The 15688-nt window shown below is 67.3% G+C and carries 13 protein-coding genes and 1 pseudogene; 5 read left to right on the forward strand and 9 right to left on the reverse strand.

Annotated elements, in window-relative coordinates; translation table 11 throughout:
* The 3 genes from BST14_RS25325 to BST14_RS25335 all read left to right on the forward strand — a co-directional run.
* Positions 1–3494: multifunctional oxoglutarate decarboxylase/oxoglutarate dehydrogenase thiamine pyrophosphate-binding subunit/dihydrolipoyllysine-residue succinyltransferase subunit (locus BST14_RS25325; protein ID WP_211280816.1), on the forward strand; the 3494-nt coding region annotated here is incomplete at its 5' end.
* Between the two features lie 82 nt (positions 3495–3576).
* Positions 3577–4404 (forward strand): SDR family NAD(P)-dependent oxidoreductase, encoded by an 828-nt coding sequence (locus tag BST14_RS25330; RefSeq protein ID WP_083067063.1) that lies wholly within the window; start codon positions 3577–3579, stop codon positions 4402–4404.
* A gap of 70 nt (positions 4405–4474) precedes the next feature.
* Positions 4475–5326: an SDR family NAD(P)-dependent oxidoreductase gene (locus tag BST14_RS25335; protein WP_083067064.1), complete on the forward strand. Its 852-nt coding sequence runs from the start codon at positions 4475–4477 to the stop codon at positions 5324–5326.
* Positions 5327–5329: 3 nt separating this feature from the next.
* Here the strand turns inward: BST14_RS25335 and BST14_RS25340 are convergent, their stop codons facing one another.
* The 3 genes from BST14_RS25340 to BST14_RS25350 form a co-directional block, all read right to left on the reverse strand.
* Positions 5330–6199 (reverse strand): glycine betaine ABC transporter substrate-binding protein, encoded by an 870-nt coding sequence (locus BST14_RS25340; RefSeq protein WP_083067065.1) that lies wholly within the window; start codon positions 6197–6199, stop codon positions 5330–5332.
* Positions 6196–7404: an NAD(P)-dependent malic enzyme gene (locus BST14_RS25345; RefSeq protein ID WP_083067066.1), complete on the reverse strand. Its 1209-nt coding sequence runs from the start codon at positions 7402–7404 to the stop codon at positions 6196–6198. The genes BST14_RS25340 and BST14_RS25345 overlap by 4 nt, the downstream gene beginning before the upstream one ends.
* 74 nt (positions 7405–7478) lie before the next feature.
* Complete coding sequence (locus BST14_RS25350; protein ID WP_083067067.1) at positions 7479–8468, reverse strand: malate dehydrogenase; 990 nt, start codon at positions 8466–8468, stop codon at positions 7479–7481.
* A 190-nt stretch (positions 8469–8658) separates the two neighbouring features.
* Here BST14_RS25350 and corA point away from each other — a divergent pair, with 190 nt between their 5' ends.
* Entirely contained in the window at positions 8659–9759 is a 1101-nt protein-coding gene (gene corA, locus BST14_RS25355) for a magnesium/cobalt transporter CorA (RefSeq protein WP_083067074.1), read from the forward strand.
* Between the two features lie 15 nt (positions 9760–9774).
* Here the strand turns inward: corA and BST14_RS25360 are convergent, their stop codons facing one another.
* Genes BST14_RS25360 through BST14_RS25385 form a run of 6 tightly spaced genes read right to left on the reverse strand, consistent with a single transcriptional unit; the run spans position 9775 to position 15280 of the window.
* Positions 9775–10368 (reverse strand): suppressor of fused domain protein, encoded by a 594-nt coding sequence (locus BST14_RS25360; protein ID WP_083067068.1) that lies wholly within the window; start codon positions 10366–10368, stop codon positions 9775–9777.
* Positions 10365–11543 (reverse strand): ABC transporter ATP-binding protein, encoded by a 1179-nt coding sequence (locus BST14_RS25365; protein WP_083067069.1) that lies wholly within the window; start codon positions 11541–11543, stop codon positions 10365–10367. Before BST14_RS25365 ends, BST14_RS25360 begins: the two co-directional genes overlap by 4 nt.
* A 4-nt stretch (positions 11544–11547) precedes the next feature.
* On the reverse strand, positions 11548–12372 hold the full coding sequence (locus tag BST14_RS25370; protein ID WP_142279599.1) for a carbohydrate ABC transporter permease: 825 nt from the start codon (positions 12370–12372) through the stop codon (positions 11548–11550).
* A 16-nt stretch (positions 12373–12388) separates the two neighbouring features.
* Entirely contained in the window at positions 12389–13324 is a 936-nt protein-coding gene (locus tag BST14_RS25375) for a carbohydrate ABC transporter permease (protein ID WP_083067070.1), read from the reverse strand.
* Complete coding sequence (locus tag BST14_RS25380) at positions 13321–14733, reverse strand: extracellular solute-binding protein (protein WP_083067071.1); 1413 nt, start codon at positions 14731–14733, stop codon at positions 13321–13323. Before BST14_RS25380 ends, BST14_RS25375 begins: the two co-directional genes overlap by 4 nt.
* A 22-nt stretch (positions 14734–14755) precedes the next feature.
* Complete coding sequence (locus BST14_RS25385) at positions 14756–15280, reverse strand: YflT domain-containing protein (RefSeq protein WP_083067072.1); 525 nt, start codon at positions 15278–15280, stop codon at positions 14756–14758.
* Between the two features lie 136 nt (positions 15281–15416).
* Between BST14_RS25385 and BST14_RS29810 the strand changes: the two are divergent.
* Positions 15417–15688 (forward strand): annotated as a pseudogene (locus BST14_RS29810) (DUF4190 domain-containing protein); the annotation flags it as partial.

The following is a 15688-nucleotide window of genomic DNA, read 5'->3' on the forward strand; positions in this document are numbered from 1 at the left end:
CCCCCGAGTCCGCCAGGGCCACACCGCCCATCAGCACGGCCGCCGGCAATGGGGTTGCGCCGCGGCCGGCCAAGGCCGCCGCTCCCCCGCCGGCCGAGGGAGACGAGCTGCAGACGCTGCGCGGCGCGGCGGCCGCCGTCGTCAAGAACATGTCGGCGTCGCTGGACGTGCCGACGGCGACCAGCGTCCGGGCCATCCCGGCCAAGCTGATGATCGACAACCGGATCGTCATCAACAACCAGCTCAAGCGCACCCGCGGCGGGAAGATCTCGTTCACCCACCTGCTGGGCTATGCGCTGGTACAGGCGATCAAGCAATTCCCGAACATGAATCGGCACTACGCCGAGATCGACGGCAAGCCCACCGCGGTGACGCCGGCGCACACCAACCTCGGCCTGGCCATCGACCTGCAGGGCAAGGACGGCAAGCGCTCCCTGGTGGTCGCCGGGATCAAGGGCTGCGAAACCATGCGGTTCGCGCAGTTCGTCACCGCCTACGAAGACATCGTGCGGCGCGCCCGCGACGGCAAGCTGACCGCCGAAGACTTTGCGGGCGTAACCATTTCGCTGACCAACCCGGGCACCATCGGCACCGTGCACTCGGTGCCGCGGCTGATGAACGGTCAGGGCGCCATCATCGGTGTGGGCGCCATGGAGTACCCCGCAGAGTTCCAGGGCGCCAGCGAGGAACGCATCGCCGAGCTCGGCATCGGCAAGCTGATCACCCTGACCTCTACCTACGACCACCGGATCATCCAGGGCGCGGAGTCCGGCGACTTCCTGCGCACCATCCACGAGATGCTGCTGTCGGACGCGTTCTGGGACGAGATCTTCCGCGAGCTGGGCAACCCGTACCTGCCGGTGCGCTGGAGCACCGACAACCCGGATTCGATCGTCGACAAGAACGCCCGGGTGATGGAGTTGATCGCGGCCTACCGCAATCGCGGTCACCTGATGGCCGACATCGACCCGCTGCGGCTGGACGGCAGCCGGTTCCGCAGCCACCCCGACCTCGAGATCCTCAACCACGGCCTGACGCTGTGGGACCTGGACCGGGTGTTCAAAGTCAACGGCTTCGCCGGATGCGAATACAAGAAACTGCGCGACGTGTTGGGGCTGCTGCGTGATGCCTACTGCCGCCACATCGGCGTGGAGTACACGCACATCCTCGATCCCGCACAACAGGAGTGGCTGCAGCAGCGGGTGGAGACCAAGCACGTCAAACCGACGGTGGCCGAGCAGAAGTTCATCCTGAGCAAGCTGAACGCGGCCGAGGCATTCGAGACCTTCCTGCAAACCAAATACGTTGGCCAGAAACGGTTTTCGCTGGAAGGTGCGGAAAGCATCATTCCGATGATGGACGCGGCGATCGACCAGTGCGCCGAGCACGGACTCGACGAGGTGGTCATCGGGATGCCGCACCGCGGCCGGCTCAACGTGCTGGCCAACATCGTCGGTAAGCCGTACTCGCAGATCTTCTCCGAATTCGAGGGCAACCTCAACCCGGCACAGGCGCACGGCTCCGGGGACGTCAAGTATCACCTGGGCGCCACCGGCGTGTACCTACAGATGTTCGGCGACAACGACATTCAGGTGTCGCTGACCGCCAACCCGTCGCACCTGGAAGCCGTCGACCCGGTGCTGGAGGGTCTGGTGCGCGCAAAGCAGGACCTGCTGGACCACGGCGCCGAGGACCAAGGCGACGAAAAGGCGTTCTCGGTGGTGCCGATGATGCTGCACGGCGACGCCGCGTTCGCCGGTCAGGGCGTGGTCGCCGAGACCCTGAACATGACCCACCTGCCCGGCTACCGCGTCGGCGGCACCATCCACATCATCGCCAACAACCAGATCGGCTTCACCACCGCGCCGGAGTATTCGCGGTCCAGCGAGTACTGCACCGACGTCGCGAAGATGATCGGGGCGCCGATCTTCCACGTCAACGGTGACGACCCGGAAGCGTGCGCGTGGGTGGCCAAGCTGGCCGTCGACTTCCGGCAGGAGTTCAAGAAGGACGTCGTCATCGACATGCTGTGCTACCGCAAACGCGGGCACAACGAGGGGGACGATCCGTCGATGACCAACCCCGCCATGTACGACGTCGTCGACATCAAGCGCGGGGTGCGCAAGAGCTACACCGAAGCCCTGATCGGCCGCGGCGACATCTCCATGAAGGAAGCCGAGGACGCCCTGCGCGACTACCAGGGCCAGCTGGAGCGGGTGTTCAACGAGGTCCGCGAGCTGGAGAAACACGGCGCGCTGCCCAGCGAATCGGTCGAGGCCGACCAGATGCTGCCGGCGGGGCTGTCCACCGCGGTGGACAAGTCGCTGCTGGCCCGCATCGGCGACGCGTTCCTGGCGCTCCCCGAGGGCTTCACCGCACACCCGCGGGTGCAGCCGGTGCTCGAGAAGCGCCGCGAGATGGCCTACGAGGGCAAGATCGACTGGGCCTTCGCCGAACTGCTGGCGCTGGGCTCTTTGGTGGCCGAGGGCAAGCTGGTGCGGTTGTCGGGGCAAGACACCCGCCGCGGCACCTTCTCCCAACGACACTCGGTGATCATCGACCGCAACACCGGCGCGGAGTTCACGCCGCTCAAGCTGCTGGCGACCAACCCCGACGGCACCCCGACCGGCGGCAAGTGCCTGGTCTACGACTCGCCGCTGTCGGAGTATGCCGCCGTCGGCTTCGAGTACGGCTACACCGTGGGCAACCCGGACGCCCTGGTGTTGTGGGAGGCGCAGTTCGGCGACTTCGTCAACGGCGCGCAGTCGATCATCGACGAGTTCATCAGCTCCGGCGAGGCCAAGTGGGGCCAGCTGTCCAACGTCGTGCTGCTGCTGCCGCACGGCCACGAGGGCCAGGGCCCCGACCACACCTCGGGCCGCATCGAACGCTTCCTGCAGCTGTGGGCCGAGGGGTCGATGACGATCGCGATGCCCTCGACGCCGTCCAACTACTTCCACCTGTTGCGCCGCCACGCCCTCGACGGCGTGCAGCGTCCGCTGATCGTGTTCACGCCGAAGTCGATGCTGCGCAACAAGGCGGCCGTAAGCGACGTCAGGGACTTCACCGAGATCAAGTTCCGCTCGGTGCTCGAAGAGCCAACCTATGAGGACGGCATCGGCGACCGCAGCAAGGTCAGCCGGGTCCTGTTGACCAGCGGCAAGCTCTACTACGAGTTGGTGGCCCGTAAGGCCAAGGACAACCGCGACGACGTGGCGATCGTGCGGATCGAGCAACTCGCTCCGCTGCCGAAACGCCGGCTGAACGAAACGCTGGACCGCTACCCCAACGTGCAGCAATACTTCTGGGTCCAGGAGGAGCCCGCCAACCAGGGCGCCTGGCCGCGATTCGGGCTGGAGCTGCCCGAGCTGCTGCCCGACAAGCTGACCGGCCTCAAGCGCATCTCGCGCCGGGCGATGTCGGCGCCGTCGTCGGGCTCGTCGAAGGTGCACGCCGTCGAGCAGCAGGAGATCCTCGACACGGCCTTCGCCTGACGGCCTTCGGCGACCCGCGGATATCAGGGACCGCTGGTACCGGCTAGCCTCGACGCAAACGTGCCGAGAAGGAAGGGTGCTCATGCAAGGGTTCGCCGGCAAGGTCGCGGTGGTGACGGGCGCGGGTTCGGGTATCGGGCAGGCGCTGGCCCTGGAACTGGCCCGCTCGGGGGCCAAGGTGGCGATCAGCGACGTCGACCTCGAGGGTCTGGGCGACACCGAGGGGCAGCTCAAGGCGATCGGCGCGTCGTTCAAGTCGGATCGGCTCGACGTGACCGAGCGCGAGGCCTTCCTGGCCTACGCCGACGGGATCAAGGAGCACTTCGGCAAGGTCAACCAGATCTACAACAACGCCGGCATCGCCTTCACCGGCGACGTCGAAGTCAGCCAGTTCAAGGACATCGAACGGGTGATGGACGTCGACTTCTGGGGCGTCGTCAACGGCACCAAGGCGTTCCTGCCGCACCTGATCGCCTCCGGCGACGGGCACGTCGTCAACGTGTCCAGCGTGTTCGGGCTCTTTTCGGTACCCGGGCAGGCGGCCTACAACTCGGCCAAGTTCGCCGTGCGTGGCTTCACCGAGGCGCTGCGGCAGGAGATGGCGGCGGCCGGCCACCCGGTGGCGGTGACCACGGTGCACCCGGGCGGCATCAAGACCGCCATCGCGCGCAACGCGACGGCCGCCGAGGGACTGGACCCCGAGCAGCTCGCGAAGCTGTTCGACAAGCGGCTCGCCAGGACCAGCCCGCAACGCGCCGCCCAGATCATCCTGGACGCGGTCCGCAAGAAGAAGGCCCGGGTCCTGGTCGGCACGGACGCCAAACTCCTGGACGTGATGGTGCGGGTGGCGGGCCCGTACTACCAGCAGCTCTTCGGCCCGGTCATGGGCCGGTTGCTGCCCAAGCAGTGATCCCCTGCTGTGGCCAGTAGCGCCGATAACGATTAGCGTCTAGCGGTCAAGCCTGGTCGAGGGAGTTTGCATGGATACGTTCGCCGGCAAGGTCGCCGTGGTCACCGGAGCGGGTTCCGGTATCGGCCAGGCGTTGGCGGTCGAGCTGGGCCGGGCCGGCGCCAAGGTGGCGATCAGCGACGTCGACACCGGGGGGCTGGCGCAGACCGCCGAACAGCTGACGGCGATCGGCGCGGCGTTCAAGTCGGATCGGCTCGACGTGACCGAGCGCGCGGCCTGGCAGGCCTACGCCGACGCCGTCGACGAGCACTTCGGCGGGGTCAACCAGATCTACAACAACGCCGGCATCACCTTCATCGGCTCCATCGAGGACACCCGGTTCAAGGACATCGAGCGGGTGATCGACGTCGACTACTGGGGCGTCGTCAACGGCACCAAGGCCTTCCTTCCGCACCTGATCGCCTCCGGCGACGGGCACGTCATCAACATCTCGAGCGCGCTGGGCCTGTTCTCCGCGCCCGGGCAGGCGGCCTACGTCTCGGCCAAGTTCGCCGTCCGCGGCTTCACCGAGGCGCTGCACCAGGAGATGGCCCGCGCCGGTCACCCGGTGCGCGTGACGACGGTGCATCCGGGCGGCATCAAGACCGCGTTCGCCCGCAACGCCACCGGCGTCGCGGGCCTCGACCATGCCGAGTTGGCCACCTTGTTCGAGGAGCAACAGGCCAAGACCACCCCGCAGCGGGCCGCCCAGCTCATCCTCGAGGGCGTGCAGAAGCACAAGGCTCGGGTGCTGGTCGGTCCGGACGTCAAGGCGATGGACCTGGTCGTGCGACTGACCGGTTCACGACCGGAGCTGCTCCTCGGAGGGCCGATTATGGGCCGGCTTCAGCAGGTCGTGCACCGGTTGATGCCGAAGCGCTAGCGGTCAGCGGCCTAGCGGGTGCTCGGCCAACCATCCTCCCGCCACCGCCTGCGGGTCGGCACCCGCGCGCACCTGTCGGCGCATCTCGACCAGGGCGGCGGTGTCCAGCACGCCGGCCACCTCGTTGATCGCCAGCAACTGCCTCTCGCTGAGCGCGTTGCGGCGATACAGCGGCACCACGTTCTCCGCGCGGATCAGTGCGGGCTTGCCGTCGGCCAGCGCGACCAGGTCGCCGGGAGCGCCGGGGTCGGCCGTGGTGCTCCACCCGGCGGTCAGCTGACCGGCCCTGATTGCGGCGAACATCGTTGCGCCATCCCGGTATTCACGCGGCGGGGCGAGCCGGCAGGCGCCGATCGCCGACGGTTCCCGCCGCCCGCCGCTAGCGCCGACGACGAGGTCGGCGCAGTGCCGCGGCAGCGTGCTCAGGTCGGCGCTGACGTCGCTGCCGCCCCAGGCCTTAGCGGTGGGCCGGCTCACCAGCAACACGGGCTTGTCCTCCGCGGCGGTCGCGTAGTCGCCCGCCACGATGCCCTCGGGCAGCGCGGCGATCATCGCGCGGTAGACGTCTTTATCCGACATCGCCGTCGCGCCGGGCTGCAATGCCTGCAACACACGGCCGGTGAAGGCGGGGATGACGGTGACTGCGCCCGCATCCAATTGGGCCTTCGGGTCGGTGGTCGCCTGGAACCGCGCACCGAATCCGTATGACCGCAAGGCGGCGACGTAGATGCCGGCCAGTAGCGCCGAGTCGGCGTCGGGCCGAGAACCGACCACCACTTCGGCACGGGCACGACGGTCACCGGTATCGGTCGCGCAACCGGCCACGGCGAGTACGGCGGCGAGCAGCGGCACCGCCAGCCTGCCGATTCTCACCCCCCGGCGACGGTCGTGTCTGGGGCGTCAGTGGCCAGTGCCACCGCGGTGGCGACCGCTTCCCCGACCCGGGTGTCCAGCGGGCTGGGCACGATCCGGTCGAGCGCCAGGTCGTCGCTGACGACGGAGAAGATCGCCTCGGCCGCGGCGACCATCATTTTCTCGGTGATCCGGCGGGCACCCGCCTCCAGCGCACCGCGGAACACCCCGGGGAAGGCCAGCACGTTGTTGATCTGGTTGCAAAAATCGCTGCGGCCGGTGGCCACCACCGCGGCGTACTTGGCCGCGATCCGCGGGTGGATCTCCGGGTCGGGGTTGGACAGCGCGAACACGATCCCGCCCGGCGCCATGGTGGCGATCATCTCCTCGGGCACCACGCCCCCCGACAATCCGAGGAACACGTCGGCGCCCCCGATGGCTTCGGCCAGGCTGCCGGTCAGGCCGGCGGGGTTGGTGCGCCGCGCCAGCGCCGCCTTGACGTCGTTCATGTCGTCGCGACCGGCGTGCAGGATTCCCCGTGAGTCGAGCACGGTGACGTCCGAAACACCCATCACCATAAGGAGATTGGTGCATGCGACGCCCGCGGCGCCGGCTCCGGAGACCACCACCTTCAGCGAGGTCATGTCGCGGCCGAGCAGCTTGCTGGCGCCCATGAGCGCGGCCAGCACCACGATCGCCGTGCCGTGCTGGTCGTCGTGCATCACCGGGCAGTCCAGCGCCTCGATGAGGCGACGCTCGATGTCGAAGCAGCGCGGTGCGGAGATGTCCTCGAGGTTGACGGCTCCGAACGTCGGGCGCAACCGCACCAGGGTCTCCACGATCTCGTCGGGATCCTTGGTGTCCAGCACGATCGGGATGGCGTTCAGCCCGCCGTAGGCCTGGAACAGGGCGCACTTGCCTTCCATCACAGGCAGCGACGCCGCGGGCCCGATGTCACCGAGGCCCAGTACCGCGCTGCCGTCGCTGACCACGGCGACCAGCCGGTTAGCCCAGGTGTAGCGGGCCGCCTGGGTGTGGTCGGCGGCGATCGCGCGGCTGACCTGTGCCACACCGGGTGTGTAGGCGATCGACAAAGCTCGTTGCGTGTCCAGCGGCGAAGTCAGGCCTACGGAAAGTTTGCCTCCGACGTGTGCCGCGAAGATCTCGGCATCGGTGATCGCACCGTGCTCGACATCCGTCTGTATCGATTCAAGCAATTCGGACACGTGCTTCAGGGTAAGGGCTACCCATTAGTAGCCCTAATTGGCGATGTGGGTCATACCAGGGCGACCGGCAACGCTCAGATCAGCTTGAGCTCGGTGACGGCGTTGCGTTCGTCGACCAGCTCGGCCGTGGTCTTGTCGATGCGCCCGCGGGAGAACTCATCGATCTCCAGCCCCTGCACGATCGACCAGTTGCCGTCGGAGGTGGTCACCGGGAACGACGACACGATCCCTTCGGGTACGCCGTAGGAGCCGTCGGAGTAGACCGCCATCGAGACCCAGTCCCCCTCCGGGCTGCCCAGCAGCCAGGAGCGGGCCGCGTCCACGGTCGCCGAAGCAGCCGAAGCCGCCGAGGAGGCGCCGCGCGCGTCGATGATCGCCGCGCCGCGCTTGGCGACGGTCGGGATGAAGTCGTTCTCGATCCAGTTCTGGTCGTTGACCACCTCGGCAGCGTTCTTGCCACCCACCTCGGCGTGGAAGATGTCGGGGTACTGGGTGGCCGAGTGGTTGCCCCAGATGGTCATCTTCTTGATGTCGGTGACGGCGGCGCCGGTCTTGCGGGCCAGCTGCGAGATCGCCCGGTTGTGGTCCAGGCGGGTGAGCGCCGAGAACCGCTCCTTGGGGATGTCGGGGGCGTTGCTCAGCGCGATCAGCGCGTTGGTGTTGGCCGGGTTCCCCGTGACGCCGATGCGGACGTCGTCGGCGGCGACGGAGTTGAGCGCCTTGCCCTGCGCGGTGAAAATCGCGCCGTTGGCCTCCAACAGGTCGCTGCGCTCCATGCCCGGACCGCGCGGCCGCGCGCCGACCAGCAGGGCCAGGTTGACGCCGTCGAAGATCTTGTTGGCGTCCGCACCGATCTCCACGCCGGACAGCAACGGGAACGCGCAGTCGTCGAGCTCCATCACGACGCCCTCGAGCGCCTTGAGCGCGGGCTCGATCTCAAGGAGTCGCAGCTCGATCGGGCGGTCGGGACCCAGCAACGAGCCACTCGCCAGGCGGAACAACAGGCTGTAGCCGATCTGGCCGGCGGCGCCGGTGACAGCGACCTTGAGAGGACTTGCGCTCACGTCGATTTACTCCTTGTGGAGAAGTTCGTGCAGATTCGGGTTTCGGCTCGAAACTAGCGCACTCTTCTCGGCCGCCAATCTCCGGTCCACTACCAGGGCTTTCCCGACACCTTGTCGTCGCGCTTTGAACGGCCGGGACGCGTACCATGGAGCACCGCCTGGTCGGACCTGCGCTTGGTGGGAGGTGGATGTGTTCCAGGGATTCGACGCATTGCCCGAAGCGCTTCGGCCCCTTGCGCACGAGCCGCAGCCGAAGCCGAGCCCGGCCCCCCTGCCGCCCAAGGAGACGCTGGTCGACTGCGCCGTCTACGCCGACGGCGAGCGGTTGCCGGGCAAGCTCGGCTACGCGGACGCGCTGAACAGGGCGCGCGAGATCGAAACGCAGGGGCAGGAGGGATTCGTCTGGGTGGGCCTGCGCGAACCCAGCCAGTCCGAGATGCAGGAAGTGGCCGACGTGTTCGGGTTGCACCCGCTGGCGGTGGAAGACGCGGTGTGCGCCCATCAGCGGCCCAAGGTGGAGCGCTATGACGACACCCTGTTCCTCGTGCTCAAGACCGTCAACTATGTCCCCCACGACTCGGTGGTGCTGGCCCGCGAGATCGTCGAGACCGGCGAGATCATGGTCTTCGTCGGCGCCGACTTCGTGATCACGGTCCGCCACGGCGAACACGGCGGGCTGTCCGAGGTGCGCAAGCGGATGGACGGCGACCCCGAGCAGATGCGGCTGGGCCCCTACGCGGTGATGCACGCGATCGCCGACCACGTCGTGGACCATTACCTCGAGGTGAGCAGTCTGATGCTCGACGACATCGACAGCATCGAGGGGTTGGCGTTCGCCCCGGGCAGCAAGATCGACGTCGAACCGATCTATCTGCTCAAGCGCGAGGTGGTCGAACTGCGCCGGTGCGTCAATCCGCTGTCGGCCGCGTTCCATCGCATCCAGATGGACAACAAGGATGTCATCTCCAAAGAGGTGCGCCGCTACCTGCGCGACGTCGCCGACCACCACTCCGAGGCCGCGGACCAGGTCGCCAGCTACGACGACATGCTCAACTCGCTGATCCAGGCGGCGCTGGCCCGCGTCGGGATGCAGCAGAACAACGACATGCGCAAGATGGCGGCCTGGGCCGGTATCTTGGCGGTGCCCACCATGGTCGCCGCCATCTACGGGATGAACTTTCATTTCATGCCGGAGCTGAACTGGACGTGGGGTTATCCGGCGATCATGGCCGTGATGACCGTCGCCTGCGTGGGACTGTATTTCCAGTTCCGGCGCAACAATTGGCTCTAGCGCGGCTCGGTCTCGTCAATCGGGTTGTGCTGCAGGGCGATTCGGGTCCAGCACATCGACTCCGTCGTTGCCCCATGCCTGCCGCATCGCCTCGGCACCCTTGAGCCGCACCCAGGCCGCTTCGGTTGCGGTGATCGGGGTCGCCGACAGGAACTGCACCGGGTCGCGGGGCGGATCCAGCGCCAGATCGCCGATGCCGCTGCGGCCCAACAGCACGGCGGTGAACGGCACCCGCGCCGACGGGGACGCCCACAGCGGCGAGCCGAGATCGATCAACGCGTCGGCGCACAGCACCACACCGTCGACGGCCGGCGCCGCAGCGAGGATGGCCATGCTGCGCGCGATGCCGGTGATCGGCCCCGGATCTCGCAACTGCAGCACGATTTCGGCGCGTGGACCGCGCAGCGGGTCGGCGATATCCAGCGTCGGTTCGGTCATCGGGTGCCGTGAGCAACCCAGGGTGACATAGTGCACCGTCATGTCCGGCTCGCGGAAACGCAGCACTTCGATGGTCTCGGTGCCCAGGAACGTCACGCTCGCCGCATCGGGCTCGGCGTCGGCGAAGTGCGCCCGCAAATGTGCGCGCACGTGATCCAGGCCCTGTGTCACGGTGTCCCGGCCGGCGCGATGGTCAGGTTGGCGCCGGTGTCCGCATCGAAGACCGCCAGCTTGGCGGTGTCCATTGCCAGTTCGATCGACTGCCCGATGGCCGCCGTCGATTCGGCGGGAACCCTTGCCATGAACTGGTTGTCGTGAGCATCGGACTCGGCGGCCAACTCGTCCAACTGGGCCGAGTGCGCCGCCCATGCCGCGGTGGAGAAGTAGACGTACTTGTCCGCGCCCAGCGACTCCACCAGGTCGACCTTCACCTCAAAGGTCAGCGCCCTGATGCGCTGGTAGCCGTCGATCAACGCGGCATCGGACAGATGCTCGGGCCGCACGCCGACGATGACGTTGGTCGGCCGCGGATGCTGGGCGATCACCTCTTGGACCTCCGGTGTCAGCATCACCTCGCCGAACGGCAATTTGAGCCCGACGGCCGTCAGCGTGGCCGGAAAGAAATTCATCGCCGGCGAGCCGATGAAGCCGGCGACGAACAGGTTGGCGGGATGCTCGTACAGCTCGTCCGGCGTGCCGACCTGTTGTGCGACACCCGAATGCATCACCACCACACGGTCGCCCAGCGTCATGGCCTCGGTCTGGTCGTGGGTGACGTAGACGGTCGTGGTGCCCAACCTTTTCTGCAGCCTGGCGATCTCGCCGCGCACCTGCACCCGCAATTTCGCGTCCAGGTTCGACAGCGGCTCGTCCATCAGAAACGCCTTGGGATGGCGCACGATGGCGCGACCCATCGCCACCCGCTGGCGCTGCCCACCCGACAATTGCGAGGGCTTGCGATCCAGAAGTTCGGTCAGGTCAAGGGTTTTCGCCGTCTCCTCGACCTTCTGTGCGATGTCGGACTTCTTCATCTTGGCCAGCGTCAACGGGAAGGCGATGTTCTGCCGCACCGTCATGTGCGGGTACAGCGCGTAGGACTGGAACACCATCGCGATGTCGCGGTCTTTGGGTGCCTTCTCGTTCACCCGTTCACCGCCGATGCGCAGCTCGCCGGAGGAGATGTCCTCAAGCCCGGCGATCATGTTCAAGGTCGTGGTCTTACCGCAGCCCGACGGGCCCACCAGGATCAGGAATTCGCCGTCGGCGACGGTCAGGTTCAGGTCGTGCACCGCCGTCGCGCCGTCCGGGTAACTCTTGGTGACATGATCCAGCACAATCTCGGCCATCGAGTTATCCCTTCACAGCGCCAGAGGTCAGCCCGGCGACGATTCGTCGTTGGAAGATTAAAACAAAAGCGATGATGGGGACGGTGATCACAACGGCGCCGGCCGCGATCGACCCGGTCGGCTCCTCGAACTGCGAACTGCCGCTGAAGTTCACGATCGCCACCGGAGCTGTGATGGCCGCCTTGGTGGCGGTCAGGGTCAACGCCAACAGCAGATCGTTCCAGGCGAAGATGAAGACCAGGATCGCCGCCGTCACCACGCCGGGTGCCGCCAGCGGCACGATCACCTTGCGGAAGGCCTGAGCCGGTGTCGCACCGTCGATTTTCGCCGCCTTCTCCAGATCCCAAGGGATCTCCCGGAAAAACGCCGACAGCGTGTAGATCGCGAGCGGCAGCCCGAATGCGATGTACGGCAGGATCAGACCGGTCCATGTGTCGAACAAGCCGACGAAGCGTTCGATGTTGAACAACGGCGTCACCAGCGAGATCGCGGGAAACATGGTGACCAACAGGGTGGCCCCCACCAGCAATCGCTTGCCCGGAAAATCCAGCCGGGCGATCGCGTAGGCCGCCATGGCGCCGAGCACCACGGCGATCACGGTGGTGATCAGGGCGATCCCGACGGAGTTGATCAGCGCCGAACTGAACAAGTCACCGCGAAAGATGCCGCGATAGTTGTCCAGCGATATCGACGACGGAATCAGCTTGCCGTCCCTGATGGTTGAGCTCGGCTTGAGCGACAGGCTGAAGATCCACAGCACCGGCAGCAGCGTATACGCCCCTACCAGGGTATCGATGACGGCCCAGACCGCCATGCGCCGCGCGCCGATCGACAATCCCGCCCGGTCAGCGACCATCGGCATCACCCCCGGGCGCTGCCGCACCGAACGCCTTGATGAACACCCACGCGATGAGACCCACGCATCCGAAGATCAGCACGCTGATCGCCGATCCGAGGCCGAGGTTGAAGCCCTTGAACAGGTTGTCGTAGCCCAGCATCGACACCGATCCGGTGTTGTTGGCGCCGTTGGTGATCACGCAGATGTTGTCGAAAATGCGGAACGCGTCCAAAGTCCGGAACAGCAGCGCGACCACCACCGCCGGCTTGATGATCGGCAGGGTGACCCTGGTCAGCCGCCGCCACGCGCCGGCGCCGTCCACCTGGGCGGCTTTCAGCAGGTCCTGGGGAACCAGCGCCAAACCGGCCAGCAAGAGCAGCGACATGAAAGGTGTTGTCTTCCATACCTCGGCGACGATGACGATCGCCAGCGACGGGATCTGTTCGGTCAGCGGTGCACTGCCTTGCGGTAGCAGGTTGGCCAGGTAGCCGGTGCCCGGCGTCCACGCGTAATACCAGCTGTAGGACGCGACCGCGGTGACGATGCCGTACGGGATCAGGACCGCGGTGCGCACCAGGCCTTTGCCGACCATGGTGCGGTGCATCACCAGCGCCAGCGCCAGCCCGAGCACGAATTCCAGCGACACCGAGACCACCGTGATGCCCATCGTCACCGCCAGCGCGGTCCACCAATAGCGGTCGGTCAGGATGGTCACGTAGTTGCTCAGGCCGATGAATGCGGTGTCATTGGGGACGGCAAAGTTGTTGCGCTGCAAGCTCAACCACACGGCGTAGCCGATCGGATAGGCCGTCACCAACAGCATCAGGATCGCCGCCGGGGCGATCAGTGAAAACGCCAACCTTCGTTCCGAGGCCCGGCCGCGCCACCGTTGTATCACCGAAGACGCGGGCGCGGTGCGGGATTCGGTGACGGTGGCGGTCACGGCAGCAGCCCCTTTCCGTCGATCGCCTTGCGCACCTGGGTGCTGAGCGCCTCGGCGGTCTGCTCGGGGTCGATCTGGCTGATCGGGCTCAGCGTCGCGGCGAGCCGAATGGCCACACCCTGGTAGACCGGCGTCGCCGGGCGCACCGCGGCATCGGTGAGCTGGCGGCGAATGATGGTGTACATCGGATATTTCGCCTGAAACTGCGAGTCGGAATACAGCGACGTGCGCACCGGCGGCAGGCCGCCTTCGATCGAAACATACTTCTGGTGCGCGAGATTGCGCAGGCATCGGATGGCTTCGAAGGCCTCGGCACGATGACGCGAGGTGCTGGCCACCGCGAGGTTCGCCCCGCCGATCGTCACCTTGGCCGGCCGGCCCGGCGCCACACCGGGATACGGGGCGAACCCGAACACTCGCTGGCTGGCCTGGTAGGCGATACGGAACTGCTCGTCATCGGGCACGAAGGTGCCGGTGTCGTTGATGCTGCCGGCCAGCATCGGGTTCCGGTTGAGCGGCAGGAAGGGCACCCCGCCCTTCACCGCGTTCTCCAGCATGGACGCCAACGCGTACGGCCAGTTGACGGCGAGTGCGGCCCGGCCTTGTTCGAGTGCTAGGCGCGCGGTGCTTTCGTCGGTCCGGCTGATGGACGGATCGGCTCCGGGCGCGACGGCCACCGACTTGAGGATGCGCAACGCGTTCACGGTGGCCGCCCGGTGCGCCGGCGTGTCGATCAGCGTGACCCGGCGACCATCCTCGGAGAGCACCTGGCCACCCCCGCTCGCCAGCAGTGTGTTGAACCAGACCACCAGACCTTCGCCCTCGTTGGCCTGCACGCCGATCCAGCTGGGCTGCCCCGCGGCGTGCAGCCTGGTGGCCTCGGACACCATGCCGTCCCAGGTTCGTGGCGGCTGGGTCACCAAATCTGGCCGGTACCAGAGCAATTGGGTATTGGTGGTGACGGGGGCGCCGTACAGCTTGCCGTGCCAGCGTGCCGTCGCCAGCGGACCCGGCAAGGTGTCCACCGTGGCGTCGGACTCGGCGCGCCCCGCCGGATCGTCGGACAGCGGCAACGCCCAGCCCGCCTCGGCGAACTCGGCCGTCCACACCACGTCCAGCGACATCACGTCCAGCGTGCGGTCGTGACCGGTCAGCCGGCGCGCCAGCTGCAGACGCTGTTCGCCGGGGGCCCGGGGCAGGCTGATCTGCTGGATGGCGAAGCGGCCGTTGAATTGCCTCGTGCAGTCTTGGGCGACCGTCGCGAAGGTCGCACCGTCGGCGGCCGTGGTGTAGAAGCTGATGACCAAACCATGGCCACCGGAACCGCACGCCGGTACCGCCGCGGCGAGGATCGCCGACACCAGCGCGATTGCGCCCACCCGGCGCGCGCGCCCGCGACGGATCACCACCGATTCACCTCTCGCGCGCGGCTCAGATCGCCAAGCGCGCCAACAGATCCCGCGCCTTTTCTGCGCTTTGCGGATCACACAGCACGTCGTATCGCCCGGCTACCAGCTGCATGGTCGAACTGAAATCCCTTGTGCCGCGCGCCATCGAATACGGAACAGCGGATGTGATCAACCCGAAGAACACACCGGCGACCAGACCCGTGAGGAGCGCCCCCCACGGATTGGGGCTGAAAAAGCCCAGCACCAGCCCGATGAACAGCCCCAGCCATGCCCCACTGAGCACGCCGCCGCCGAGCACCTTCGGCCACGTCAGCCTGCCGGTGACCCGCTCCACCTGCATCAGGTCCACACCGACGATGGTCACCTGCTGCACGGGGAATTGCTGGTCGGACAGGTAGTCCACGGCGCGCTGCGCCTCGGCGTAGGTGGGATAGGACCCGACCGGCCAGCCCCGCGGCGGCGTCGGCAGTCCGGGCGCCCCGCGGCGCCCCGCCGCACCGGCCGGCGTCGCGCCGGGAACCTGCCCGGGTTGGAAGGGATTAGTCATCGCCGCTCATTGTCCTCCGACTCGGTCACGGTTTCATCTCAGGGCTTCTTCACCCTAACCACCTTCGGTCACCTGCGGAAACGCCGTGCCTTCGGCGGCGCCAACCCGCCCCCTGCGCATGGGTTAGGTTGAACGCATGACAGCTCCCGGGGGCGGCTTCGGCGAGGGCGGCCACGACGACCAGGCCGGCTCGGCGCCGGCCGGTGGCGGACGCCCCGAGCAGCCGGATCCGACCGCACCCTGGGAGCCGCCCACCGCGATGCCGCCTCCCGAGGCACCGCCGCCGTACCCCGGGCCGGGTTACGCCCCCGAGTACTCGTCCGGCTATCCGTCGTCCTACCCGCCGCCGGTACCTCCGCACGCCGGATACGAACAACCTCCCGGTCATGCCGGCCCGGCCTATCCGCC

This window comes from Mycobacterium arosiense ATCC BAA-1401 = DSM 45069 (assembly GCF_002086125.1).
Lineage (GTDB): Bacteria > Actinomycetota > Actinomycetes > Mycobacteriales > Mycobacteriaceae > Mycobacterium > Mycobacterium arosiense.

Excerpts from the sequence above, each read along its gene's own strand:
- BST14_RS25330 (WP_083067063.1), top strand. The coding sequence starts at position 3,577 with ATGCAAGGGTTCGCCGGCAAGGTCGCGGTGGTGACGGGCGCGGGTTCG.
- BST14_RS25335 (WP_083067064.1), top strand. The coding sequence starts at position 4,475 with ATGGATACGTTCGCCGGCAAGGTCGCCGTGGTCACCGGAGCGGGTTCC.
- BST14_RS25365 (WP_083067069.1), bottom strand. The coding sequence starts at position 11,543 with ATGGCCGAGATTGTGCTGGATCATGTCACCAAGAGTTACCCGGACGGC.
- BST14_RS25385 (WP_083067072.1), bottom strand. The coding sequence starts at position 15,280 with ATGACTAATCCCTTCCAACCCGGGCAGGTTCCCGGCGCGACGCCGGCC.